We start from the raw sequence: 23,173 nt of genomic DNA, 5'->3' as shown, positions 1-23,173 counted from the left end.
GAGGAGTGTCAGGACTTGGAGGAGATGTGCTCCGCGCGCCGACCCACCTTGCTGTGCCGGTACCCGTAGCCGGCGTAGACGACACCGCCGACGACCATCCAGGCGAGGAACCGCAGCCAGGTCTCCACCGGCAGGTTGATCATCACGAACAGGCAGGCCAGCACGGACAGGATCGGGATGACCGGCACCCAGGGCGTGCGGAACGAGCGCGGCAGGTCGGGACGGGTGCGGCGCAGGATCACCACGGCGATCGAGACGACGAGGAACGCGAAGAGCGTGCCGATGTTGACCAGTTCGGCCAGCTCGGCGAGCGGGATGAAGCCGGCGAGCACCGCGACGACCACGCCCATCATGATCGTCGCGCGGTAGGGGGTGCCGAAGCGCGGGTGGACGGCCGAGAGCCAGGGCGGCACCAGGCCGTCGCGGCCCATCGCGAAGAAGATGCGGCTCTGCCCGAGCAGCAGGATCAGCACGACGGTGGTGAGCCCGACGACCGCGCCGATGCTGATGATCGTTGCGAAGGCGGGTTTGCCGACGGCCTTGAACGCGTCCGCGAGGGGTGCGGCGACGCTCAGCTCCGTGTACTTCTGCATGCCCACCACGACGGTCGACACGGCCGCGTACAGGACCGCGGTGATGACGAGGGAGCCGATGAGCCCGACCGGCAGGTCGCGCTGCGGGCGCCGCGCCTCCTCGGCCGCGGTCGCGACGATGTCGAAGCCGATGTAGGCGAAGAACACGATGGCGACGGCCGAGAAGATGCCGAGCCAGCCGTAGCTGACCGGTGCGCTGCCGAACAGGACCTGGATCAGCGGCGCCTTGAGGCCCTCCACGTCCGGCGTCGACTTGGACGGCGGGATGTACGGGTGGTAGTTGCCGCCCTTGACGAAGAACAGCCCGGCGAAGATCACCAGCAGCACGATGGCCACCTTGACCGAGACGACCACCGCGTTCACCCGCGAGGAGATCTTGACGCCGAGGACGAGCAGCGCGGTCACCGCCAGCACGAGGCAGATGGCGGGGATGTTCACCGTCCCGCCCTCGCCCGGCGGGGCGGCGAGCGCCGTCGGGATCGTGACCCCGGCGTCGTCGAGCAGCGAGGCGAAGTATCCCGACCAGCCGACCGACACCACGGCCGCGCCGAGGGCCATCTCCAGGATGAGGTCCCAGCCGATGATCCAGGCGGGGAACTCCCCGATCGTGGCGTAGGAGAAGGTGTAGGCCGATCCGGCGACCGGGACGGTCGAGGCGAACTCGGCGTAGCAGAGCGCGGCGAGGCCGCACACGACGGCGGCGAGGATGAACGACAGGGCGACCGCGGGGCCGGCCTTGTCCTTGGCGACCTGGCCGGTGAGCACGAAGATGCCGGTCCCGATGATCACGCCGACCCCGAAGACCGTCAGGTCGAACGCCGACAGGTCACGGCGGAGCCGGTGCTCGGGCTCCTCTGTGTCACTGATCGACTGCTCGACCGACTTCGTGCGCAGCACGTTCAATTTCGGCGCCCCTTCGCGTCCCGTGTCCGGCATACGGCCGTCAGCCGTATGCCCATTTGTGCGCGGGTTATGATCCGCCGAAACGCGCGCATGTCCGTGACGTGGGGGAAAGCCAGAAAAGAGGCGTTCCGAGGGTGGTTCGGAACGCCCCTTCTCCCGGGAGGACCCGTGGTCAGGAGGGCAGGGAGGCGACCCCCGGCTCCAGGAAGCGCCCGCCCGCGGCCCGCTCGGCGACGCCGGACCTGTCCAGGTACGGGGTGATGCCGCCGAGGTGGAACGGCCAGCCGGCCCCGAGGATCATGCACAGGTCGATGTCCTGCGGGGCCGCGACGACGCCCTCGTCCAGCATGATCCGGATTTCGTCGGCGAGCGCGGCGAGCGCCCGGTCGAGGACCTGCTCCTCGGTGGAGGGGCTCGTCCCGCCGGAGAAGATCTCCACGACCTCGGGGTCGAGGGTGAAGTCCGGCAGGTACACGCCGCCCTTGCCCGCCGCGACCATCGTCGCCAGGTTGTCCGACAGCGGGAAGCGGTCCGGGAACGCCGCGTGCAGGGTCTCGTTGACGTGCAGCGCGATCGCCGGGCCGACCAGCCCCATCAGCACGAACGGCGGCATCGGCAGGCCGAGCGGGGCGGCGGCGCGCTCGGCGGTCTCGATCGGCGTGCCCTCGTCCACCGTCTTGACGATCTCGGCGAGCAGCCGCAGCAGGACGCGGTTGACGACGAACGCCGGGGCGTCCTCGACCAGGACGCACGACTTCTTCAGCGCCCTGCCCGCGGCGAACGCGGTGGCGAGGGCCGCGTCGTCGGTCCGCTCGCCCCGGACGATCTCCAGCAGCGGCAGCACCGCGACCGGGTTGAAGAAGTGGAAGCCGACCACCCGCTCGGGGTGCGCGAGCCCGGAGGCCATCTCGGTGACCGAGAGCGAGGAGGTGTTGGTCGCGAGGACGCACTCGGCGGAGACGTACTCCTCGACCTCGGCGAACACCTTCTGCTTGACCGACATCTCCTCGAAGACGGCCTCGATGACGAAGTCGGCGTCGGCGAACGCGTCCTTGGTGAGCGAGCCGGTGATGAGCCCCTTGAGGCGGTTGGCCTTGTCGGGGGACAGCCGCCCCTTGCCCAGCAGCTTGTCGATCTCGCCGTGCGCGTAGCCGACGCCCTTGTCCAGGCGCTCCTGGTCGAGGTCGGTCAGCACGACCGGTACCTCCAGGCGCCGCGCGAACAGCAGGGCCAGCTGCGAGGCCATCAGTCCGGCGCCGACGACGCCGACCTTGGTGACCTTGCGGGCGAGCTCCTTGTCCGGCGCCCCGGCGGGCCGCTTCGCGCGCTTCTGGGTGAGGTCGAACGCGTACAGCCCGGCCCGCAGCTCGTCGCTCATGATGAGGTCGGCGAGGGCCTCGTCCTCGGCGGCGAAGCCCTCGTCGCGGGTGCGGTCCTTGGCGGCGGCGACCAGGTCCACCGCCCGCGTGTAGGACGGGGCCGCGCCGTGCAGCTTGCCCTCGACGTTCCAGCGGGCCATCGCGACGGCGTCGTCCCACGCCTTGCCCCTGTCGACCTCGGGGCGCCGGACGGTGATCTCGCCCTTGAGCACCCGGGCCGTCCAGGCGAGGGACTCCTCCAGGAAGTCGGCCGAGTCGAAGATCGCGTCGGCGATGCCCAGCTCGTAGGCCTGCGCGCCCTTGAGCATCCGGTTCTGGGCCATGGGGTTGTCGATGACGACCTTGAGCGCCTTCTCCGCGCCGATCAGGTTCGGCAGCAGGTAGGTGCCGCCCCAGCCGGGCACGAGGCCGAGGAACGCCTCGGGCAGCGCGAACGCCGGGACGCCGCCCGACACCGTCCGGTAGGAGCAGTGCAGGCCGATCTCGACGCCGCCGCCCATCGCCGCGCCGTTGTAGTAGGCGAAGGACGGGACGCCCATCTCGCCGAGGCGGCGGAACACGTCGTGGCCGAGCCTGCCGATGGCCGCGGCGTCCTCGCGCCGCCGGATCAGCGGGACGCCCTTGAGGTCGGCGCCGACGGCGAAGATGAACGGCTTGCCGGTGACGCCGACGGCCGCGATGTCGTCGCGGGCGGCGACCTCGTCGAGCGCGGCGTTCAGCTCGGCGAGGCCGCCCGGACCGAACGTGTTGGGCTTGGTGTGGTCGAAGCCGTTGTCGAGCGTGATGAGCGCGAGCGTGCCCGCGCCGTAGGGCAGCGTCACGTCGCGTACGCGCGCGTGCGTGACGACCTCGTCCTTGAAGATGTCGGGGTTCACTTGGCGCCCTCCCAGTTCGCGTTCTCCCAGAGGACGGTTCCGCCCATGCCCATGCCGACGCACATCGTGGTCAGCCCGAACCGGACGTCCGTGCGCTCCTCGAAAAGGCGGGACAGCTGGTTCATCAGCCGCACGCCGGACGAGGCGAGCGGGTGGCCGAGGGCGATCGCGCCGCCCCACGGGTTCACCCGCGCGTCGTCGTCGGCGATCTTGAAGTGCTCCAGGAACGCGAGCACCTGCACGGCGAAGGCCTCGTTGATCTCGATGAGGCCGATGTCGTCCATGGTCAGCGCGTTGCGGGCGAGGAGCTTCTCGGTCGCGGGGACCGGCCCGACGCCCATCACCTCCGGCTCGACGCCGGCGAACGCGAAGTCGACGAGCCGCATCCGCGGCGCGAGGCCGAGCTCGCGCGCGACGTCCTCGGCCGCGAGCAGGCAGGCGGTGGCGCCGTCGTTGAGGCCCGCGGCGTTGCCCGCCGTGACGTTGCCGTGCACGCGGAACGGCGTCTTCAGCGCGGCCAGGCTCTCCTTCGTCGTGCCGGGCCGCGGCGGCTCGTCCTCGGTGGCGAGGCCCCAGCCCTGCTCGGCGGAGCGGACCGCGGTCGGCACCAGGTCGGGCTGGATCCTGCCGGCCGCGTACGCCTCGGCGACCTTCCGCTGGCTGCGTACGGCGTAGGCGTCCGCGCGCTCCTTGGTGATGCCGGGGAACCGGTCGTGCAGGTTCTCCGCGGTCGAGCCCATGACCAGTGCGGACGGGTCGACCAGCTTGTCGGCGAGGAACCGCGGGTTCGGGTCGACGCCCTCGCCCATCGGGTGCCGGCCCATGTGCTCGACGCCGCCCGCGATGGCGACGTCGTAGGAGCCGAACGCGATGCCGGCGCCGGTGGTGGTCACGGCGGTCATGGCCCCCGCGCACATCCGGTCGACGGCGAAGCCGGGGACGCTCTTCGGCAGGCCGGCCAGCACGGCGGCGGACCGCCCGATGGTCAGGCCCTGGTCCCCGATCTGGGTGGTGGCGGCGACGGCGACCTCGTCCACCCGCTCGGGCGGGAGGGACGGGTTGCGGCGCATCAGCTCGCGGATCGCGCGGACGACCATGTCGTCGGCGCGGGTCTGCGCGTAGAGCCCCTTGGGGCCGGCCTTGCCGAACGGCGTGCGGACGCCGTCGACGAACACGACGTCGCGTGCGGTGCGAGGCACGGGTCGTCCTCCCTGCGATGGACTCGGGTGAAGGTGTCGGGCCCCGTACCGCCCCTGCCGGCGGCACGAGTACCCGCACCAGCGATGCTACTCGGTGGTAACCCTTAATGCTACTCGTCAGTAACCACTGACGCGCCGCTCGTCGTCCCGATGCCCGCCGGTCGGGGGCTTGACGCCCTTGTCCGGTTCATGACTGATGGGTAACGTGACCGGAAATCACCGGAGGAGGGCGCGGTGACGCACGCGAGGCCCGCTTACCGGCCGGGGATGCGCCGGCGGATCGGGCATATCCGCGATCTCGCCGCCCTCCTGCTCCGCACCGGCCTGCTGTTCTCCGGCGGCCCCCGCCGGCTGGTCCGCCAGCTCGGCACGCTGCGCCGCTGGGGTACGACGCTCGCCGGACTGGTCGCCTCCGCCGCCGCCCGCTCCCCGTCCCGCACCGCCCTGATCGACGACGAGGGCGAGCTGACGTTCGCCGAGCTGGACGAGCGCGCCGCCCGCCTCGCCGCCGGGCTGCCCCTGCACGGCCCCCGCCCCCGCGTCGGCGTCCTGTGCCGCAACCACCGCGGCATGGCCCTGACGCTCGTCGCGTGCTCCCGGCGCGGCGCCGAGGTCGTGCTGCTCAACACGGGCTTCGGAACGGGCCAGATCCGCGCCGTGCTCGGCGAACTGCGCCCCACCCTGCTCGTCGCGGACGCCGAGTTCGCCCCGCTGCTGGCGAACGTCCCGATCGCGCTGCGCCGGACCGTGGTGTGGGCCGATCACCGCCCGCCCGCCGCCGCCCCGCTGTCGGCCCCCGTCCCCGCCGCGACGCTGCCGCCGCCCCGCACCGCCCCGGACGCCGTCCCCGCCGACCCGGGGCCGAGCATCGAGGAGCTCATCCGATCGGCGCCGGGCGCCGCCGCCGCGCCCCCGCAGATCCAGAGCCGGACGATCATGCTGAGCTCGGGCACCACCGGCCGCCCGAAGGGCGCCCGCCGCCCGCCCCGCCCCGGCCTGTGGCCGCTGGCCTCGATGACGTCGCGGATCCCGCTGCGCGCCCGGCAGACCATGATCGTCGAAGCGCCGCTGTTCCACACCTGGGGCTACGCCGCGCTGCAGATGGCGTGGGCGCTGCGGGCGCCGGTCGTCCTGCACCGCCGGTTCGACCCGGAGCGGACGCTGCGGGCCGTCGCCTCCCACCGCGACGCCACCCTGTTCGCCGTCCCGGTCATGCTGCAGCGGGTCCTGGAACTGGCCCCCGAGGTCCGCGAGCGGTACGACACGTCCTCCCTGCGGATCGCGGCGCTGAGCGGCGCCGCGCTGCCCGGCGGCCTCGCCACCCGGTTCATGGACGCGTTCGGCGACCGGCTCTACAACGTCTACGGCTCCACCGAGGCGTCCTGGGTGTCCATCGCGACCCCGCGCGACCTGCGGCTCGACCCGCGCACCGCCGGGCGCCCGCCGCGCAACACCGCGCTGGCGATCCTCGACGAGCAGGGCCGCCGCCTCGGCCACTCCACCCGCGGGCACATCTTCGCCGCGAACGAACTGCTGTTCGAGGGCTACACCGGCGGCGAGCCGATGGAGGTCCGCGACGGGCTGCTGGCCACCGGCGACCTCGGCCACATCGACCACCGCGGCCTGCTCTTCGTGGACGGCCGCAGCGACGGCCTGGTCGTGTCCGGCGGCGAGAACATCGTCCCCGGCGACGTGGAGGACGCCCTTCTGCGGATGCCGGGGATCCGCGAGGTCGCCGTCACCGGCGTGCCCGACCCCGAGTGGGGCCAGCGCCTCGCCGCCTACGTCGTCCTGCGGCCCGGCGCCCGGCTCGACGCCGACGCCGTCCGCGCCTACGTGCACGCCCAGGTCGCCCGCTACGCGGTTCCCCGCGACGTGTTCTTCATCCCCGAGCTGCCGCGCAACGCGACCGGCAAGGTCGTGCACCGCTGGCTGACCGCCCGCCCCGACCGGGCCGAGCCCGAGGGCCGCGTCCCGTGGCCGCAGCCGCCGCCCTGGCCCCTCGGTGCGCAGCCGACCGGCTAGGCGGCGAGGGCGGGCTCGGCGGCCACCGGCAGCCGGACCGTGATCGACAGCCCGCCGTCCGGCCGCGGGACGGTGTCGATCGCGCCGCCGTGCGCCGCGACGACCGCCCGCACGATCGACAGGCCGAGCCCCGCGCCGTCCCTGGACCCCGTCCGGTCCGCGCGCAGCCGCCGGAACGGCTCGAAGATCGTCGCGACCTCGTAGGACGGGACGGGCCTCCCGGTGTTGACCACCTGCAGGAACGCCTCGCCGTCCCGGACCCCCGTGCGCACCCAGACCCGCCCGTCTCCCACGTTGTACTTCACGGCGTTCTCCAGCAGGTTCACGGCGCACCGCTCCAGCAGCACCGGGTCCCCGGTCACGGCGGCCGGGCCGAGCCGCGCCTCGACGTCCACGCCCGCCTCCTCCACCTGCGCGTCGAGCTGGTCGAGCGCGCTGCGCACCACGTCCCGCAGCGGCGTGCCGACCCGCGTGGCCAGCTCCCTCTCGGACCTCGCGAGCAGCAGCAGCCCCTCGATGAGCCGCTCGTGGCGTGCGGTGTTGCCGAGCAGGACGTCCGCGAGCGCCCTGGTCTCCGGCGGGCTCCTGCGGCTCGCGAGCGCGACCTCCAGCACCGTCCGGTTGATGGTCAGCGGCGTGCGCAGCTCGTGCGAGGCGTTCGCGACGAACCGGCGCTGGGCGTCGAACGCGCGGTTCAGCCGGTCCAGCATCCGGTCGAAGGTGTCGGCCAGATCCTTGATCTCGTCCTGCGGGCCGTCCAGCGCGATCCGCTCGTACAGGTTGCTCTCCGACAGCCGCCGCGCCGTCGCGGTCACCGTGTGCAGCGGCCGGAGCATCCGCCCCGCCACCACGTACCCGATCACCACGGCCAGGACGCCGAGGACCAGCATCGTCACCAGGGAGCTCTGCAGCAGCTGCTCCAGGACGTCGTGCTTCTGCCGCGCCAGCTCCCGATCGGCGTCGGCCTTCAACCGCACCAGATCGCTGACGTCCCCGCCCACGGCCAGCGCGCGCAGCCGGGTGATCGTCGTCGCGTCCACGTTCTGGCGCGAGGGGAACCGGTCGTCCATCGTCCTGACGGTCAGCAGGTACGTCACCGCGACCAGCGCCGCCGACGTGACGAGGAACAGCGACCCGTACACCAGCGTGAGCCGCGTCCTGACGCTCAGCCTCTTCATCGCCCCTCCAGCCTGTATCCGGACCCGGTCACCGTCTCGATCACCGGTGGCTGCCCGAGCTTGCGGCGCAGCGTCGCCATCGTGACCCGGACGATGTTGCTGAACGGGTCGATGTTCTCGTCCCACGCCCGCTCCAGCAGCCGCTCGGCGCTCACCACGCCGCCCTCCGCCCGCAGCAGCTCCTCCAGCACGGCGAACTCCTTGTTCGTCAGCCGCAGCTCCCGGCCGTCCCGCGCCGCCCTGCGCCGGTGCGGATCGAGCCGGATGCCCCGCCCCTCGAGGACGGGCGGCACCGGCGGCCCCGACCTGCGCGCCAGCGCCCGCACCCGCGCCACCAGCTCGCCGAACACGAACGGCTTCGGCAGGTAGTCGTCGGCGCCGAGCGTCAGCCCGTCCACGCGGTCGTCGACGTCGCCCGCCGCGGTCAGCATCAGGATCCGCACGGGACTCCGCCGCCCCACCAGCTCCCGGCACACGTCGTCGCCGTGCACCGTCGGCAGGTCCCGGTCGAGGACCACCACGTCGTACTCGTTGTAGGAGGCCCGCTCCAGCGCGTCGTCGCCGTCGTACACCACGTCCACGGCCATCGCCTCGTCCCGCAGGCCCTCGGCGATCGTGTCCGCGAGCACCCGCTCGTCCTCAACGATCAGTACACGCATGCCGCCGAGCATGACGCGCGAGGGGTTAAACCTTGATAAGGGCTACCGCCGCGCGGCCACCGCCACCGACCGGCCGCGCTCTCCGCCGATCCAAGAAGGAGTCGCTCAGACTCCGACAAGCCTCCAGAACCTGTCGACCGGAGCCTCCAGGAAGAGCAGCAACAGCGCGAAATACGAGATGCTGGGGAAGACCGCGACCACGGCGAGGCTCACCGCGAGCAGCACCGCGTTCGACAGCGAGGCCCGGACCGACTCGATCGTCGGCGGATCGGATTCCAGCGCGACATCCGGATCGCGGTAGGAGATCACCGCCAGCGCGGTCTGGAAGACGCCCGCGACGAGGATGTTCCCGATGTACAGCATCACGGTGAACCGGTCGTCCCCCGGATACGACGCGACCATCTCCGTGGGGAACGGCAGGAGCGCGATGGCCAGCAGCCAGCCCGTGTTCACCAGCATCAGCGCCCGCGTGTAGCCGCCGATGTGCTCGAACATCCGGTGGTGCACGAACCACAACCGGATGATCACCACGAAGCTGAGCACGAAGCTCCAGATCTGCGCCTGATGCTCGGTGATCACCTCGACCGACCGCCGATGCGCGCCCACGGCCTCCGGCACCACGTCGACCAGCGGCAGCACCAGCAGCGTCACGGCGATCGCCACGACGGCGTCGGTGAACAGAACCAGCCGATCAGGATCCCGAGACACCGCCCGTGACATGGCCACGACCCTACAGCCGCGGCCGCGTCCCGGCCTGGAACCGGACCGGCTCGACGGCCGGCCGCCGCATCAGCCGACCAGCAGGACGAGCTTGCCGCGCACGTGGCCGCCCTCTCCGGCGCGGTGCGCCTCCGCGACCTCGGCGAGCGGGAAGGTCCGTGCGACCGGGAGCGAGAAGCGCCCCGCCTCGACCAGCGCGCCGATCTCACCGAGCACGTGGACCGCGCGGCCGTCGTCCCCGCGGCTGAACCGCACCCCGTGCTCCCGGGCGCCGCCGAAGTCGGCGACCGTGACGACGTGCCCCGCGCCGCCCGCGAGCGCGATCAGCTCGGGCAGCACCCCGCTCCCGGCGACGTCGAGCGCCACGTCGACGCCGTCGGGCGCCAGCGCGCGGACCCTCTCGACGAGACCCTCGCCGTAGGTGACCGGCTCGGCCCCCAGCGAGCGCAGGTACTCCTGGTTCGCCGGCCCGGCGGTACCGATCACGCGCACGCCCCGCGCCACGGCGAGCTGGACCGCCGCGCCGCCGATGCTCCCGGAGGCGCCGTTGACGAGCAGCGTGCCGCCGTCCCCGACGCCGAGCTGGTCGAGCGCGCGCGTGGCCGTCTCGATGGCCGCCGGCAGGGCGGCGGCACCGGAGAAGCCGAGCGATGGCGGGATCGGCGCGTAGTGGGACAGCACGGCCAGCTCGGCCTGGGCCGCCCCCTCGACGCAGAAACCGAACACGCGATCGCCGACGGCGGCGTCCGCCACGCCCTCACCGAGTTCGTCGACGACCCCCGCCGCCTCGTAGCCCAGGGTCTGCGGGAGCTCCTGATCCATCAGGCCCCCGCGCTTCTTCCAGTCGCTGGCGTTCACCCCGGCCGCGCGCACCGAGATCCGGACCTGGCCGGCCCCCGGATGCGGATCGGGCAGATCCACGACCTCGAGAACCTCCGGCCCCCCGAAGCGACTGAATCCCACGGCCTTCATCACGTGCTCCCTTGCGGAGTGCTGCTCTGCCGACTCAGCGGGCGGCGAGTCTGGTCTGGAGGCCGTCGAGGAAGCGGTCGAGCCCGTAGGCGAAGCTGGTGTCGCGCACCACGCGCGGATCGGCGTCCCGGCGGGCGACGAACCCCTCACGCAGCCGGGGGTGGTCGTCCAGGGCCCGCTCGGCGGCGGGACGCAGGCCCTCGGCCCATTCCTGCTCGGTCCGGCCGCTGCGGGCGAGCACCGACAGGTACGCCGCCTCGCTGATGCTCATGCCGATCACGTACGCGAGCAGCCCGTTCATGGCCTGCTCCGCCTCGCCCGGCGGGAATCCGGCGGCATGGAACAGGGCGAGCTGGCGCTCGGACCGGTCGATCAGGTTGGGGCCGAGTTCGGCGAGCCCGACCTGGCCCAAGGCCGGCGCTACCCACGGGTGGCGCAGGATCATCGAGCGCAGGCTCTGGGCGCAGTGCTCCAGGGGGGCCCGCCAGCCGGTCGCGCCGACGGGGTCGGGCACCTCCAGCTCACCGTACAGCTCGTCGACGACCAGCTCGATCAGCTCGTCCTTGTTGGCCACGTGACGGTAGAGCGAAGTGGCCGCCGTCCCCAGGCGGACGGCGAGGCCGCGCATGCTGAGCGCCTCCATGCCCTCCTCGTCCAGGAGCCGTACGGCTTCGGCGACGATCCGCTCGCGGCTGAGCGCGGGCTGGGCGCGCCTCGCGCGAGGACGTGCCCACACCGAGGGGATGGGCGGCTTGTCGGCTGGCATGCCACCACCCTAGGGCACATCGTTCGCTGGAGCGTACGGTTAACGCGCTTGCGTACAATGATCCGCAATGCGTACAGTGTTCGCCGGACGCACCGGTGACACCGCGCTCGCCGGGGCCGCCCCGTCCTGGGACCCGATGCCCCGCTCGGTCGGACCGGCCGCCCGCCTCATCGTCTCCGCGGGCGACATGGCCCGCTTCGCCCGCACGCACCTGGAGAACGGCACGGCACCCGGCGGCGCCCGCGTCCTGTCGCCACAGGCCGTGGCGGCCATGCAGTACCGGGAGGTGGACGTCCCGGACAAATGGACCGTCAGCGCGGACGGCTGGGGCCTCGGCGGGACGCTCTACGACTGGGACGGCGTCACCGGCTACGGCCACGACGGCGCCGCCATCGGCCAGTACGCCTACCTGCGCGTCGTCCCGCAGGCGAACGTGGCCCTCGTGCTGATGACCAATGGCGGCGCGGCCCGCCTGCTGTACGCCGACCTGTTCCGCGAACTGCTCGCCGAACTCGCCGGCGTCACCATGCCCGCACCGTTCGCCCCGGCGGATCCGGCCCCCGCGGTGGACCTCGCTCCCCTCCTCGGCACCTACAGGCGCGAGGGCGTCGTCATCACCGTCTCCCGGGACCCGACGGCTCGCCCCACATGCGGTACGAGTTCGTCGACGACATGAAGGACCTGTCCCCGTCCCTGGAGATGGGGCTGGAGCCGGTCACCGGCACGGTCTTCGCCGCCTCCGGCAGGGGCCCGTCCTTCAGCGAGGACTACATGCCGGTGGTGTTCTCCACCCTCGGCGTCCGCGGCCGATGCCGCGCCTGACCGCGCCGCTCTAGCCTCAAGACATGATCGAGGCTGTGCTGTGGGACGTCGATGACACGATCTTCGACTTCACCGGCTCGGAACGGGCCGGGCTGCTGAGCCACTTCGCGGCCGAGGGACTGCCCTCCGACCAGGCCGCCCTGGACCGATGGCACCAGATCACCAGGCTCGGACACCGGCGCCTCGCGCTCGGCCTGGTGACCTACGAGCAGCAACGGCGCGCGAGAGTCCGCACGTTCGTCGACCGTCCGCTGAGCGATACCGAGGCGGACGCGTGGCACGACCGTTACGAGGCACTGTTCGAAGCTGCATGGTCGGCGTTTCCCGACGTGGCGACGGTACTGGGTGCGCTCCCTTACCGAAACGGCATCCTGTCCAACTCGAGCACCGTCCACCAAGAGCGCAGGATGGCGGCGCTGGGCCTGCGTCACCACTTCGAAGTACTCCTCTGCTCTGACCGACTCGGCTGGGCGAAACCGAACCCCCAGGCTTTCCGGGCCGCCTGCACCGCCCTCGACCTGCCTCCCGCCCAGGTCGCCTACATCGGCGACAAACTGGACGTGGACGCCGTAGGCGCCCACAACGCGGGCCTTCACGCCATCTGGCTCGACCGAGCAAGAACGGAAACCCCGGCCCCCACCGGCATACACCGGATCTCGACCCTGACCGACCTTTCCGCGCTCCTGGCCGCCTGCTGAACCCCCGGGGCGGCCGGAACCGGAGGCCGTCGCGGTCCGGTCCTCCTGACGGCTACTTCAGGGCGAGCGGGTTGATGGGCGAGCCGACGGCGCCGGTGACCTTCAGCGGCGGTGCGGCGAACAGGAACTCGTACACGCCGTCATCGGCGCAGTCCCCGGCGAGGGCCTCCAGGTCGAAGATCTCCCCGAGCGGGATCCCCACGTCGCGGAGCAGCACGCAGTGCACCGGGCTGGTGACCGCGAGGTCCTCCCCGGGCGCCACCTCGATGCCCCAGTTGTCCATGCCCAGCGCGGCGAGGTCGTGGGCGCGGATCCACCGCACGCAGTCGAGGCCGAGCCCGGGTTCGGTGCTCATCCACGCGGTGGCGTCCCGCTCGACCACGAACTTCCTCCACCATCCGGTCCGGATCAGCAGGATGTCGCCCGCCCGGATCTCGGTGCCCTGCCGTTCCGCGACGGCGTCGAGGGTCTCCGGGCCGATCACGTGGCCGCCCTCCAGCCAGTCGACCTCGGCGTGCCGGGCGACGTCGAGCAGGACGCCCCGTCCGGCGATCCCGTTGCCGAGGGCGTCGATGGAACACCGCGCCGCGCCGTGCGGGCCGACCGCGTCCTCGCCGAATCCGTTGTAGAGCAGGCCGTCGTACCAGACGTGCGCGAAGGCGTCCCACTGCGTCCCGGCCTGCAGCGGCATGACGACGTAGTCGTCCGACCACTTCGCGCCGCCGGGGTACTCCTGCCGCGCACCGGTCTCGGTCATCATGTGCAGCGGGTTGATCCGGCCGGGGAACGCCTGCGGGCCGTCGGCGCCGAGCGGGATCCCGAGGTCGAACACCGCGCCCTTGCGCACCGACCGCGCCGCCCGGACGATCTCCCGCGGCGTGATCAGGTTGGTGGTGCCGCGTTCGTCCTCGGCGCCCCAGCGACCCCAGTTGCTGACCTCGGCGCCGACCCGGCGGAAGTCCTCGGAGGTCATCGCGACGCCATATAGCGCTCGTGCACCGCGACCGCCACGGCCAGGTCCTCCCAGGCCATGCCGACGCTCTTGAACACCCGCGGTCTCGCGTCCTCCACGACGGCCCCGCCGCGTACGAGGCCCGACAGCTCGATCAGGTCGGTCTCCGCGATCGCCCCGTGGCCGAGCGCCTGGACCACGTCGCCCGCCTCGGTCGTGGCCACCGTCCGCGACTCGACCACGACCTGCGCCGCCTCCATGACGTCGTCGCCCAGCTCACGGGCGTCGGGGTGGTGCGAGCCGACCGCGACGACCAAGGTCCCCGGGGCCAGGAGATCCGCCGCGAACAGCGGTTCGCGGGCGCTGGTGCAGCAGATCACGATGTCGGCCTCGCGCACGTCGTGCGCCGAGCCGGTGCGGGCGCGCAGGCCGTCGTCGGCGCAGCGGCGGACCAGCCGCTCGGTCCGCTCGGGGTCGCGTCCGGCGACGACCACGTCGCGCAGGCCGTGCAGCGCGTGGAACGTCTCGATGTGCGCGCGTGCCTGCGGCCCGCTGCCGAACACGACGGCCGAACGGATCGGCCGGGACGCCATGTGCCGCGCCGCGAGGGCGGACACGGCCGGGGTCCGCAGCAGGGTGAGCTCACCGCCGTCCATCATGGCGAGCAGCCGGAGCGTACGGGCGTCCATCAGCAGGTACAGCCCGGAGATGGTCGGGAGTCCCCGGGCCGGATTGCCCGGTGCCAGGCCGAGCACCTTGACGCCGACGTGGCCGGTGGCCTCCGACGGCATCAGCAGCAGTTCGCCGTGGCTCGTCGGCCGCGAGACGCGTCCCTGCTCGTCCTCCGGCCGGAGGCCGCCGAGAAGCGCCCGCTCCAGCGCGTCGACCAGGTGCCGCGCGTCGCCGAGCCCGCGCATCCTCTCCCCGCCGATCCCGTCGATGCTCATCGCCGTCCCGCCTCCTCGATCCGAACCTCGGCGCTCTCGTCCGTCGCCGCCACCGTCACCGTGCCCGTGCGCGGGAGCGCGTCGAAGTCGCCGGCGGACAGCACGACGACCGGTACCTCGATCGCGTAGAGCTCACGGGCGACGATCGCCGCGAGCGCCACGATCGCGTCCGGCCGCCGGAGCAGGATGGCCGCCGGCGCCACACCGCGCCGGATCTGCTCGGCCAGCACCGTGGAGCTCGAACTCGACCCCCGGCTTCCGTCGAAGGCCAGCGCCCGGCCGGCGGCCGAGGTCCCGCGCTGCGGATGGCGGGCGTCGGTGATCTCGCCGGTCGCCACGTCGCTGCCGCCCCAGAACGACAGCGGCTCGTCCAGCAGGAGCAGGGGAGCGGTCGTGACCCCCGGGCTGAGCGGTATCCCGATCACGATGCCGCCCAGAGCGCGGGGTCGCGGACCACGCGGCCCGCGCGCGCGGACAGCACGCACTCGGCGAGCGAGGCGAACACGACGTCGATGCCGAGGTTGGTCGGCGCGTACCACGCCCACTTGGCGGAGTTCGTCATCACCACACGCGCCGACGCCCGCAGGACCGGAGCGATGTAGGTGCAGGTGTCCACAAGGATCCGCGCTCCGGCGCGACGGCAGATCGCGGCGTCGCCGACGCGTTCGGCCTCGGCGAGGACGGCCCGGCTCGTCGAGATCCAGAACTCGATGCCCGCGTCGAACGGCGGCCCGCCGGCCAGCAGCGCGGCGAGCGCGCGGAACTCGGCGGCCGAGAAGTGCGGCGTGCCGACGCTGATCGCGTCGAGCCGTCCGTCCGGCGCCGTGGTGAGCTCGCCGCACGCCGCGCGCAGGTCCGCCGCGGTCACCTCGAACCGCCGCTCGGCGGCGCGGCCGCGGAAGGCGGTCGCGGTGTCGGGGGCCTCCGGCGTCAGGCCGACGGCGTGGAACAGGGCGACGCCCCCGGCCGAGGCCGCCGCGGCGCCGAGCGCCTTCAGCCGGTCCTCGTCCGCGTCGCCGGGCAGCCCGGTCAGCACGGGGACCCGGGTCCCCGAACGGCGGCCGACGAGGTGACCGAGCGCCGCCCACGCGACGTCCGCCGCGAACGTCCCGGCGGGCACCCCCGAGCAGTCGAACAGGTCCTGACCGGCGCGGTTCTCGTCCAGGTGCAGGCCCACACGCGGGGCGAAACCGGTGACCGCGGCGCAGATGTCGGCGAAGTCGCCGTAGCGGTCGGTACGGGCGCCGAGGACCGAGTTGGCGAACACGATGGCGTTCGACTCCGCCCACGCCACGTGCCGGCCGTACGCCGGCCGCTCCGTGAGCTGGTACGGAGCGCAGGTCCACGTGGGTTCCGCGCCGAGGGCGACGTAGCCGTCCATCAGCCGCCGTGCGTCCGCACGCTCGCCGGCGTCGCCGCGCACCACGCCCGGGTGCAGCAGGTCCAGGGAGCCGACGTTGAGCGTCGTCGGGACGGCGACCCGCGCGCCCCCGGAGATCAGCCGTTCGACCAGGTCGATCCCCACCTGCCCGTGGAAGAGGCAGCCGTCGACGTGCGCCGAGTCGACCGTGATCAGCCGGTCGGCGCCGAGCGCGCGAGCGAGCCGGACGACCACCCGCATGGCCAGCGCGGCCCCGTCGCCGTGGCGGCCCGCGAGCATCGCCCGCTGCGCGCCCGTCAGCGCCGGCTCGGAGATCGCGTGCTTCATGAGGCCCTACCCACCCGTGCGTCCCCGCCCGCCCGCGCGCACCCGTGCACGATCCGGCCGTCCTTGACGACCAGCCGGATCCGCGCCAGCGCGCCGATGTCGGCCGCGGGGTCGCCCTCGACCAGCACCAGGTCGGCGAGTTTGCCCACGTCCACCGTGCCGGTGTCGTGCAGCACGTCCATGTTCTCCGCCGCGTTGCGGGTGGCCGCGCGGATCACCTCGGGCGCGCTCAGCCCGTACCGGACCATGAGCTCCAGCTCGCGGACCAGATCCGTGTGCGGGTTGAACGGGGTGCCCGCGTCGGTGCCGGCCGCGATCCTGAGGCCGGACCGGACCGCCGCGACGAAGCTCTCGCGGTGCCGTTCCGCCTCGCGCTCGGCCTTCTCGTGCACCCAGGGCGGCATGCCCGCGCCGGTTCCGGCCGTTACGATCGACGCCACCGCGAGCAGCGTCGGCACGAGGTAGGCGCCCCGCGCGACGGCCAGGTCGAGCGCCTCGTCGTCGAGCCGGATGCCGTGCTCGATCGAGTCCACGCCCGCGCGCAGGGCGTTCTTGATCCCCTGGTTGCCGATGGCGTGCACGGTGATCCGCCGTCCCGCGTTGTGCGCCTCCTGCGCCGCGACCGCCAGCTCCTCCCGGACCAGCGCGGTGTGCCCGGGGTCCACGCCGGCGGTCAGCACTCCGCCGGTCGCCATCGCCTTGATGAAGTGGGCGCCCGCCTTGAGCTCGGCGCGGGTCGCCGCCCGCACCCCGTCCACTCCGTCGGCCTCGCGCCCGATGAAGTGGCCGTGCCCGCCCGTCATCGTGATCACTCGCCCGGCGGCCCTGACGCGCGGCCCCGGGACGATGCCGTCGTCGATCCCCTTGGCCAGCTCGATCACGACTCCGTCGGCGGCGCCGCAGTCGCGGACGCTGGTCACGCCGGCCCGCAGGGTCGCCGCGGCCGTCGTCGCGCTCTTCAGCGTGGCGAGCGGCAGCGAGTCGGACTCGATCTGCCGGGTGAAGTCCGGCCCGGCGTCCGCGGACAGGTGAACGTGCGAGTTGATGAGTCCGGGCAGCAGGCTGCAGCCGGCGCCGTCGAGGATGGCGTGCGCCGGGAACGGCGGGGCGGACTCCGCCGGTCCGATCCACGCGATCCGCCGGCCGTCGACGACGACGGCGCTGCGGGGGCGGCCGCGCCCGTCGTGCCCGTCGATCAGGTTCACGTCCCGGATCAGGAAGGCCGCCGGGCCGGCGGGCACGGGCTCACTCACCGCGGCCGCCCTCGTCCGGCTTCTGCGCGGCAGGCCCGATGGGGAAATGGCATGCCGTCCTGCGCGCGTGCGGCGCGACGTCCCGGAGGATCGGAGGCTCCGCCGCGCAGCGGTCCCGGTCCCCGTGGGCCCGCGGCCCGTACCGGCACCGCGGGTGGAACACGCATCCGGACGGCGGGTTCGCCGGGTCGGCGACGTCCTCGCTCGCGAGCCCGCCGGCCGGCAGCTGCAGCGACCGGCCGCGGGGATCGGGCCGGCTGTCGCGCAGCAGTTCGGTGTAGGGGTGGCCCGGACGGGAGAGGACGTCGGTCGTCCCCTGCTCGACCAGTGTCCCGAGGTACAGCACGCTCAGGTCGGTGCACATGTACTGCGCGATCGCCAGGTCGTGGGTGATGAAGACGTAGGTCAGCCCGAGCCGTCTCTGCAGGTCGAGCAGCAGTTCCAGGATCTCGGCCTGCACCGAGGTGTCGAGCGAGGACGTCACCTCGTCGGCGATGATCACCCGCGGCTCGGCGGCCAGGGCGCGCGCGATGACGATGCGCTGGCGCTGGCCCCCGGAGAACTCGTGCGGGAGCCGCCGCGCGGCGGAGGCGTCGAGCGCGACCGAGGCGAGCAGTTCGGCGATGCGGTCCCGGTGCGCGCCGGTGCGCAGCCGCCCGCGCGGGGCGATCGCCTCGGCGAGCGCCCGACCGACCGACATCCGGGGATCCAGCGAGGAGTACGGGTCCTGCGGGACGAGCTGGATCTGCCGGCGGGCCGCGAAGCGCTCCCGGCGCGACAGCCGGTGGACGTCCGTTCCGTCAAGGCGGACCACCCCCCGCGCCGGGGCGATCTGCCCCACCAGCACTCGGGCCAGCGTGGACTTTCCGGAGCCGGACTCGCCCACGACACCCATCGTGCTGCCGCGGGCGATCGCGACGCTCACGTCGTGCAGGACGTTGCGGGAGCGCACGCCGTAGCCGGCCGACACCCCCTCGGCGCCCAGCACGATGGCGCCCGGTTCGTCGATGTGCATCATGACCAGACCTCCGTGGCCGGTGTCTCGGCGTGGCAGGCGACGGCGTTGCCCGAGGGGACGGCGACCAGCGGAGGAACGACATCGGCGCAGACGGGGGCCGCGAGCGAGCAACGGGGGGCGAAGGCGCAGCCTGTGCCTCGTGCCTCGGCGGACGGGGCCCGTCCGGGCAGCGGCACGAGCCGGACGTCGTCCCGGTCGGCCGCCGCGTCGGGGGAGGCGGCCAGGAGCGCACGCGTGTAGGGGTGCCGTACGTCGCGCCGGCGAAGGTCCTCCACCGATACCTCCTCCACGACGCGCCCCGCGTACATCACGCAGACCCGGTCGCAGAGCGCGGAGACCACGCCGATGTCGTGCGAGATGAGCAGGATCGCCGTGCCGTGCTCGGTGTTGATCTGCTTCAGCAGGCGCAGCACGTCGGCCTGCACGGTGACGTCCAGCGCGGTGGTGGGCTCGTCGGCGATGATCAGCTTCGGCTCGTGCAGCATCGCCGCCGCGATCATCGCGCGCTGCCGCATGCCGCCGGAGAGCTCGTGCGGATACTGGCGCATCCGCAGCTCGGGCGAGGACACCCGCGTCTCCACCAGCCGGGCGACCGCCAGGGCGTCGGCCTGCCGCCGGGGCGTCCTGGTGTGCGCCCGGAGGACCTCGGTGAGCTGGGTGCCGATCCGCAGTGCGGGGTTGAAGCTGCTCGACGGGTCCTGGAAGACGACCCCGAGTTCGGTGGCCAGCCGCGTGGGCGGGGCCTTCCCCGGGTCGGCCAGGTCGATGCCGTTCACGCCGAGGTGCTCCGCGGACCAGTCCAGCTCGCGAGGCAGCAGCCGCGCGAGGGCGAGCGCGGTCAGGCTCTTGCCGGAGCCGGACTCGCCGACGATGCCGACGATCTCTCCGGCGCCGACGGTCAGCGAGACCTCGTGGACCAGCTCCCGGCCGTCGGGCCTGCGGACCGACAGGCCCCGCACGGACGCCGCGGCGGCGGGTTCCCCTCCCGCGCGACCGGACGGGGCGGGGCGCGGCGGCGCGGTCGCCGGCGCGGACCGCCGCGGTCGCGACGTCCCGCGCGGATCCAGGTGACGGACGAGGCCGTCGCCCACGAGACCGGCGGCGAGTCCGGTGACCAGGATCGCCACGGCGGGGCCGAGGGCCTCGCCCGGATTGTCGTAGATGTTGCGCAGGCCGCTTGCCAGCAGGCTGCCCCAGTCGTACGACGGCGGCTGGACGCTCAGCCCGAGGAAGCTGAGCCCGGAGACCGTCAGCACGCTGGTCGCGAACCCCACCGAGATGAGCACGAGCAGCGGCGCGGCGATGTTGGGGACCACGTGCCGGGTCAGGACGCGGGCCTGGCCGACGCCCAGCAGGCGCGCGACCGTGACGTAGTCCCGCTCGTTCACCGACAGCGCGAGCCGGTTGGTGAGCCGCGCGAACTGCGGGCAGAACGCCAGGCCGAGCGCGCCGACCACGGACGCGCGTCCCGGCGAGAGGATCGCGGTGAACGTCAGCGCGATGATGATCGGGGGGAACGACAGCAGCAGGTCGATGACCCGGTCGCCCACCGCGCGGACGGCCGGCCCGGCGGCCGCGATCCCCGCGCCGAGGAGCGTGCCGAGCACCGCGGCGATCGCGGTGGCGGCCATCGCCATCTCGATCGTCAGCCGCGTCGCGACCACGGTCCGCCAGAACACGTCGCGTCCGAGCGCGTCGGTGCCCAGCCAGTGCGCGCCGGAGGGCCCCTGGCGGATGTCGGCGGTCAGCCCGTCGGCGTGCGCCCGCCAAAGGATCGGCGCCACGATGGCGACCACCACGATCAGGGCGGCCAGGACGAGGCCGGCGACGAGCGGCGCCGGGAGCCGGGTGCGCCTCATGAGCGTGTCCTCGTCAGCACCCGCGGATCGAGCAGGCCCAGCGTGACGTCGACGATCAAGTTGATCAGGACGGCGACCAGCCCGAGGACGAGGATGATCCCCTGGATCTCGGGATAGTCGCGCTTCACGATCGCGCGCACGATCTCCGCGCCGATGCCGGGCATGTTGAAGACGTTCTCGGCGACGACCGTCCCACCGAGCAGCGCGACGAGGATGAGGCCGCCGAGCGTCAGCGTGCTGGTCACGACGTTGGGCACCACGTGCCGCAGGAACAGCCGCGTGTTCGACAGCCGCTTGCTCATCGCCATCGTGATGTAGTCCTGCGACAGCACCGCCGCGGTCTCGTTGCGCACCAGGCGGGTGAGCACCGCCGCCGGCGCGATGGCGATGGACAGGGAGGGCAGGATCATCGAGGTGAACCCCGCGCCGCCCTGGACGGGCAGCCAGCGCAGCTTCAGCGCGAACACGAAGACGAGCAGGGTCCCGGCGATGTACTCCGGCATGGCGCCGAGGACCGAGGCGCCGACCCCGAACGACGACGTCGCGGCCCGGGCGCGTCCGCGCTGCTGCGCCACGCCGACCGCCGTGCCCAGCGGTATCGCCACGATCAGCACGACGACCAGCGCGCTCGTCGCCAGCGCGACCGTGAGCGGCAGCCGCTGGGAGAGCATCGACGACACCGGCTGGCCGGTGGCGAAGGAGGTGCCGAGGTCGCCGTGCGCCAGTCCGCCGAGGTAGGAGCCGAACTGCCGCCACAGGGGCTCGGTCAGCCCTAGCCGCTCGCGGACCTGCCGCACCTCCTCCTCGCCGGCGGTCAGCCCGACGATCTGCCGGGCCGGATCGCCGGGCACCAAGCGCACGATCATGAACGTCACGACGACGAGGAAGGCGAGCACGGCGGCGACTCCGCCGAGGCGCCGGGCGAGGTAGCCGGCCCATGGGGAGCCGGCCACCCGCCGGGCGAGACCGCGGCTCCCCGCCGATGCGCCGGCGGCGGTCGTCACCATCAACCGTTCGCCTTGCCGACGCGGATCGAGGCCGGCACCGCGAACCCGTTGACGACGCTGCCGCTCGTCCCGCCCGCGAACACGACGTGCACCGGCGCGGTGGCCAGCGGCAGGACGTCGACGTTGCGCAGCAGGGACTGCTGGAAGGTCTTCAGCGCGGCGCACTTCTCCTCGGGCGACCCGCTCGCGGCCTGGTCGTACGCCTGCTCCGCGGCCGGGTTCCTCGTCGCGCCGAGGTTGAGCCCCTTCGGCGGCGCGTCGTGCACGAAGAACTGCCCGACCGGCAGGAAGCTCGACAGCCGGTTGCCGTACACGAAGATCGTGACGTCCCAGTCGTTCTTGCCGCTGAACAGGTCCGACACCCACGCCTGGTTGTCCGTCGTGCGCACCGTGGCGGCGGCGCCCGCGGCCTGGAGAGCGGCCATGATCTGGTCGTTTGCCGCGCCGCCGGCCAGGATGTTCGTGCCGATGACCTGGAGCTTCACGCCCTTGAGCGCCCCGGCCGCCGCGGCCGCGTCGTGCTCGGGGACGAGGGCGTTCGAGCCGGCGTCGAAGCACTCGTAGGAGGATCGGCCGAGGCTGGAGATCAGCTCGCCGGAGCCGTAGCTCTGCACCTTGTTCAGTACGGAACGATCCAAGGCCTGGGCGATCGCGAGCCGGACGTTCCGGTCGGCGGTCGGATGACCGGCGGTCTCGTTGAAGACGACCATCGTGTCGGACTGCGGCGCCGTTCGGACGGTGATCCCGCCGGTCGACCTGAACCGGTCCCACGCGTTGGAGGTGAACGAGGGGATCTGGAGTTCGCCGGTGGAGGTCAGGTTGGCCCGGGTGTTCTCGTCGTCGACCACTTTGAGCACCAGCTTCTTCGGCGGCTCGCCCGCCGCCTGGCCCGCGTACGCGGGTCCCCACGTGTACCCGGACCGCCGGGTCACGGTGTAGCTGGAGCCGGTGACCTGGGAGTCGGAGACGAAGGCGCCCGTGCCGGCGGACGTGGTCCGCAGGCTCGACGGATTCTTCGTGCCGGACGGGCAGACGATCCCGGCGTACGGCCCCGTCATTCCGGGCACCAGGTCCGACCAGGGCTTCGCCAGCGTGATCGTCACCGAGTCGCCGGTCGACGTCGCCTTCGCCGAGTTGCCCGGGCCGATCGCCTGGCGTACGAGGGGCGCCTTGGTCGCCGGGTCGAAGAGCCGGTTCAGCGACGCCGCCACCACCGCGCCGGTCAGGGAGGTGCCGTCCGAGCAGGTGACACCGCTTCGGAGGTGGAAGGTGGCGGTCTTCGGGGTGGATTTCCACGTGTCCGACAGACCGGGGACCAGCTTGCCCGACGGATCGAAGTGCACGAGCGTGTCGTACAGCGCCGCGAGGGCGACGGCGTCCTGGAACGTGCTCGCCTGGGTCGGGTCGTAGCTGCTGACCGGGCCGTCGAGGGTCATGGACACGACGCCGTTCGTGACGTTCGGCGGCGCCTTGCCGCTGGAGTCCGACGCCCCGCCACAACCGGCGACGAGGGCCGCGCAGACGGAGACACTCGCGACGACTGCCCGATGCCCCATTCGAATTCTCATGGTGGTCCTTCGGTGATGTGCCGGATGAGAGGTGCGGTGCCCCGGTGCGGGCGCCTGGTCGCGTTCAACAAA

General features: G+C 72.9%; 21 protein-coding genes. 4 read left to right on the top strand and 17 right to left on the bottom strand.

Features of this window, described 5'->3' with window-relative positions; all coding sequences use genetic code 11:
* Window positions 1-8: 8 nt before the first annotated feature.
* The 3 genes from BJ999_RS29330 to BJ999_RS29320 all read right to left on the bottom strand — a co-directional run bounded on the left by BJ999_RS29330 (window position 9) and on the right by BJ999_RS29320 (window position 4,949).
* A complete protein-coding gene (locus BJ999_RS29330; RefSeq protein ID WP_444541848.1) occupies window positions 9-1,490 on the bottom strand; it encodes an amino acid permease in 1,482 nt (493 codons plus the stop codon).
* Window positions 1,491-1,668: 178 nt separating this feature from the next.
* Complete coding sequence (locus tag BJ999_RS29325; protein ID WP_229810109.1) at window positions 1,669-3,750, bottom strand: 3-hydroxyacyl-CoA dehydrogenase NAD-binding domain-containing protein; 2,082 nt, start codon at window positions 3,748-3,750, stop codon at window positions 1,669-1,671.
* The gene (locus tag BJ999_RS29320) at window positions 3,747-4,949 is read right to left on the bottom strand and encodes a thiolase family protein (protein WP_179836256.1); all 1,203 of its coding nucleotides are present in this window, start codon (window positions 4,947-4,949) and stop codon (window positions 3,747-3,749) included. The genes BJ999_RS29325 and BJ999_RS29320 overlap by 4 nt, the downstream gene beginning before the upstream one ends.
* A 234-nt stretch (window positions 4,950-5,183) precedes the next feature.
* Here BJ999_RS29320 and BJ999_RS29315 point away from each other — a divergent pair, with 234 nt between their 5' ends.
* Window positions 5,184-6,974 (top strand): AMP-binding protein, encoded by a 1,791-nt coding sequence (locus tag BJ999_RS29315; RefSeq protein WP_308427226.1) that lies wholly within the window; start codon window positions 5,184-5,186, stop codon window positions 6,972-6,974.
* Here BJ999_RS29315 and BJ999_RS29310 read toward each other — a convergent pair.
* From BJ999_RS29310 to BJ999_RS29290, 5 genes are all read right to left on the bottom strand, one after another.
* On the bottom strand, window positions 6,971-8,152 hold the full coding sequence (locus BJ999_RS29310) for a sensor histidine kinase (protein ID WP_229810108.1): 1,182 nt from the start codon (window positions 8,150-8,152) through the stop codon (window positions 6,971-6,973). The genes BJ999_RS29315 and BJ999_RS29310 overlap by 4 nt on opposite strands.
* Complete coding sequence (locus BJ999_RS29305) at window positions 8,149-8,811, bottom strand: response regulator transcription factor (RefSeq protein WP_179836255.1); 663 nt, start codon at window positions 8,809-8,811, stop codon at window positions 8,149-8,151. The genes BJ999_RS29310 and BJ999_RS29305 overlap by 4 nt, the downstream gene beginning before the upstream one ends.
* Before the next feature lie 105 nt (window positions 8,812-8,916).
* Window positions 8,917-9,531, bottom strand: a complete 615-nt coding sequence (locus BJ999_RS29300; protein WP_179836254.1) for a TMEM175 family protein — start codon at window positions 9,529-9,531, stop codon at window positions 8,917-8,919.
* 69 nt (window positions 9,532-9,600) lie between these two features.
* On the bottom strand, window positions 9,601-10,503 hold the full coding sequence (locus BJ999_RS29295) for an NADP-dependent oxidoreductase (protein WP_179836253.1): 903 nt from the start codon (window positions 10,501-10,503) through the stop codon (window positions 9,601-9,603).
* Between the two features lie 34 nt (window positions 10,504-10,537).
* Window positions 10,538-11,269: a TetR/AcrR family transcriptional regulator C-terminal domain-containing protein gene (locus tag BJ999_RS29290; protein ID WP_179836252.1), complete on the bottom strand. Its 732-nt coding sequence runs from the start codon at window positions 11,267-11,269 to the stop codon at window positions 10,538-10,540.
* 67 nt (window positions 11,270-11,336) lie between these two features.
* Between BJ999_RS29290 and BJ999_RS29285 the strand changes: the two genes are divergently transcribed.
* Genes BJ999_RS29285 through BJ999_RS29280 form a run of 3 tightly spaced genes read left to right on the top strand, consistent with a single transcriptional unit; the run spans window position 11,337 to window position 12,789 of the window.
* A complete protein-coding gene (locus BJ999_RS29285) occupies window positions 11,337-11,945 on the top strand; it encodes a serine hydrolase (protein WP_229810106.1) in 609 nt (202 codons plus the stop codon).
* A complete protein-coding gene (locus BJ999_RS42455) occupies window positions 11,918-12,091 on the top strand; it encodes a hypothetical protein (RefSeq protein ID WP_229810105.1) in 174 nt (57 codons plus the stop codon). Before BJ999_RS29285 ends, BJ999_RS42455 begins: the two co-directional genes overlap by 28 nt.
* A 23-nt stretch (window positions 12,092-12,114) precedes the next feature.
* Window positions 12,115-12,789: an HAD family hydrolase gene (locus tag BJ999_RS29280; RefSeq protein ID WP_179836251.1), complete on the top strand. Its 675-nt coding sequence runs from the start codon at window positions 12,115-12,117 to the stop codon at window positions 12,787-12,789.
* Between the two features lie 52 nt (window positions 12,790-12,841).
* Here BJ999_RS29280 and BJ999_RS29275 read toward each other — a convergent pair whose 3' ends face one another.
* From BJ999_RS29275 to BJ999_RS29235, 9 genes are read right to left on the bottom strand one after another with little or no spacing between them, the layout of a single operon-like run.
* Window positions 12,842-13,762 carry a cyclase family protein gene (locus BJ999_RS29275; RefSeq protein ID WP_179836250.1) on the bottom strand — a complete coding sequence of 307 codons (921 nt, stop codon included), beginning with the start codon at window positions 13,760-13,762 and terminating at the stop codon, window positions 12,842-12,844.
* A complete protein-coding gene (locus BJ999_RS29270; protein ID WP_218935286.1) occupies window positions 13,759-14,688 on the bottom strand; it encodes an ornithine cyclodeaminase family protein in 930 nt (309 codons plus the stop codon). Before BJ999_RS29270 ends, BJ999_RS29275 begins: the two co-directional genes overlap by 4 nt.
* Window positions 14,685-15,113, bottom strand: coding sequence for an aconitase X swivel domain-containing protein (locus BJ999_RS29265; RefSeq protein ID WP_218935285.1), 429 nt, complete (start codon window positions 15,111-15,113; stop codon window positions 14,685-14,687). Before BJ999_RS29265 ends, BJ999_RS29270 begins: the two co-directional genes overlap by 4 nt.
* On the bottom strand, window positions 15,110-16,396 hold the full coding sequence (locus BJ999_RS29260; RefSeq protein ID WP_179836249.1) for an aconitase X: 1,287 nt from the start codon (window positions 16,394-16,396) through the stop codon (window positions 15,110-15,112). Before BJ999_RS29260 ends, BJ999_RS29265 begins: the two co-directional genes overlap by 4 nt.
* The gene (locus BJ999_RS29255; RefSeq protein ID WP_179836248.1) at window positions 16,393-17,649 is read right to left on the bottom strand and encodes a metal-dependent hydrolase family protein; all 1,257 of its coding nucleotides are present in this window, start codon (window positions 17,647-17,649) and stop codon (window positions 16,393-16,395) included. Before BJ999_RS29255 ends, BJ999_RS29260 begins: the two co-directional genes overlap by 4 nt.
* Window positions 17,642-18,667, bottom strand: coding sequence for an oligopeptide/dipeptide ABC transporter ATP-binding protein (locus tag BJ999_RS29250; RefSeq protein WP_179836247.1), 1,026 nt, complete (start codon window positions 18,665-18,667; stop codon window positions 17,642-17,644). Before BJ999_RS29250 ends, BJ999_RS29255 begins: the two co-directional genes overlap by 8 nt.
* Window positions 18,664-20,526, bottom strand: a complete 1,863-nt coding sequence (locus BJ999_RS29245; RefSeq protein ID WP_179836246.1) for a dipeptide/oligopeptide/nickel ABC transporter permease/ATP-binding protein — start codon at window positions 20,524-20,526, stop codon at window positions 18,664-18,666. Before BJ999_RS29245 ends, BJ999_RS29250 begins: the two co-directional genes overlap by 4 nt.
* On the bottom strand, window positions 20,523-21,533 hold the full coding sequence (locus BJ999_RS29240) for an ABC transporter permease (RefSeq protein ID WP_179836245.1): 1,011 nt from the start codon (window positions 21,531-21,533) through the stop codon (window positions 20,523-20,525). The genes BJ999_RS29245 and BJ999_RS29240 overlap by 4 nt, the downstream gene beginning before the upstream one ends.
* Window positions 21,533-23,089 (bottom strand): ABC transporter substrate-binding protein, encoded by a 1,557-nt coding sequence (locus BJ999_RS29235; protein ID WP_179836244.1) that lies wholly within the window; start codon window positions 23,087-23,089, stop codon window positions 21,533-21,535. Before BJ999_RS29235 ends, BJ999_RS29240 begins: the two co-directional genes overlap by 1 nt.
* Window positions 23,090-23,173: the final 84 nt, after the last annotated feature.

The organism is Actinomadura citrea (assembly GCF_013409045.1).
Lineage (GTDB): Bacteria > Actinomycetota > Actinomycetes > Streptosporangiales > Streptosporangiaceae > Spirillospora > Spirillospora citrea.
Note: the sequence above shows the minus strand (reverse complement) of the source record. Positions and strands in the feature narration are given on the sequence as shown.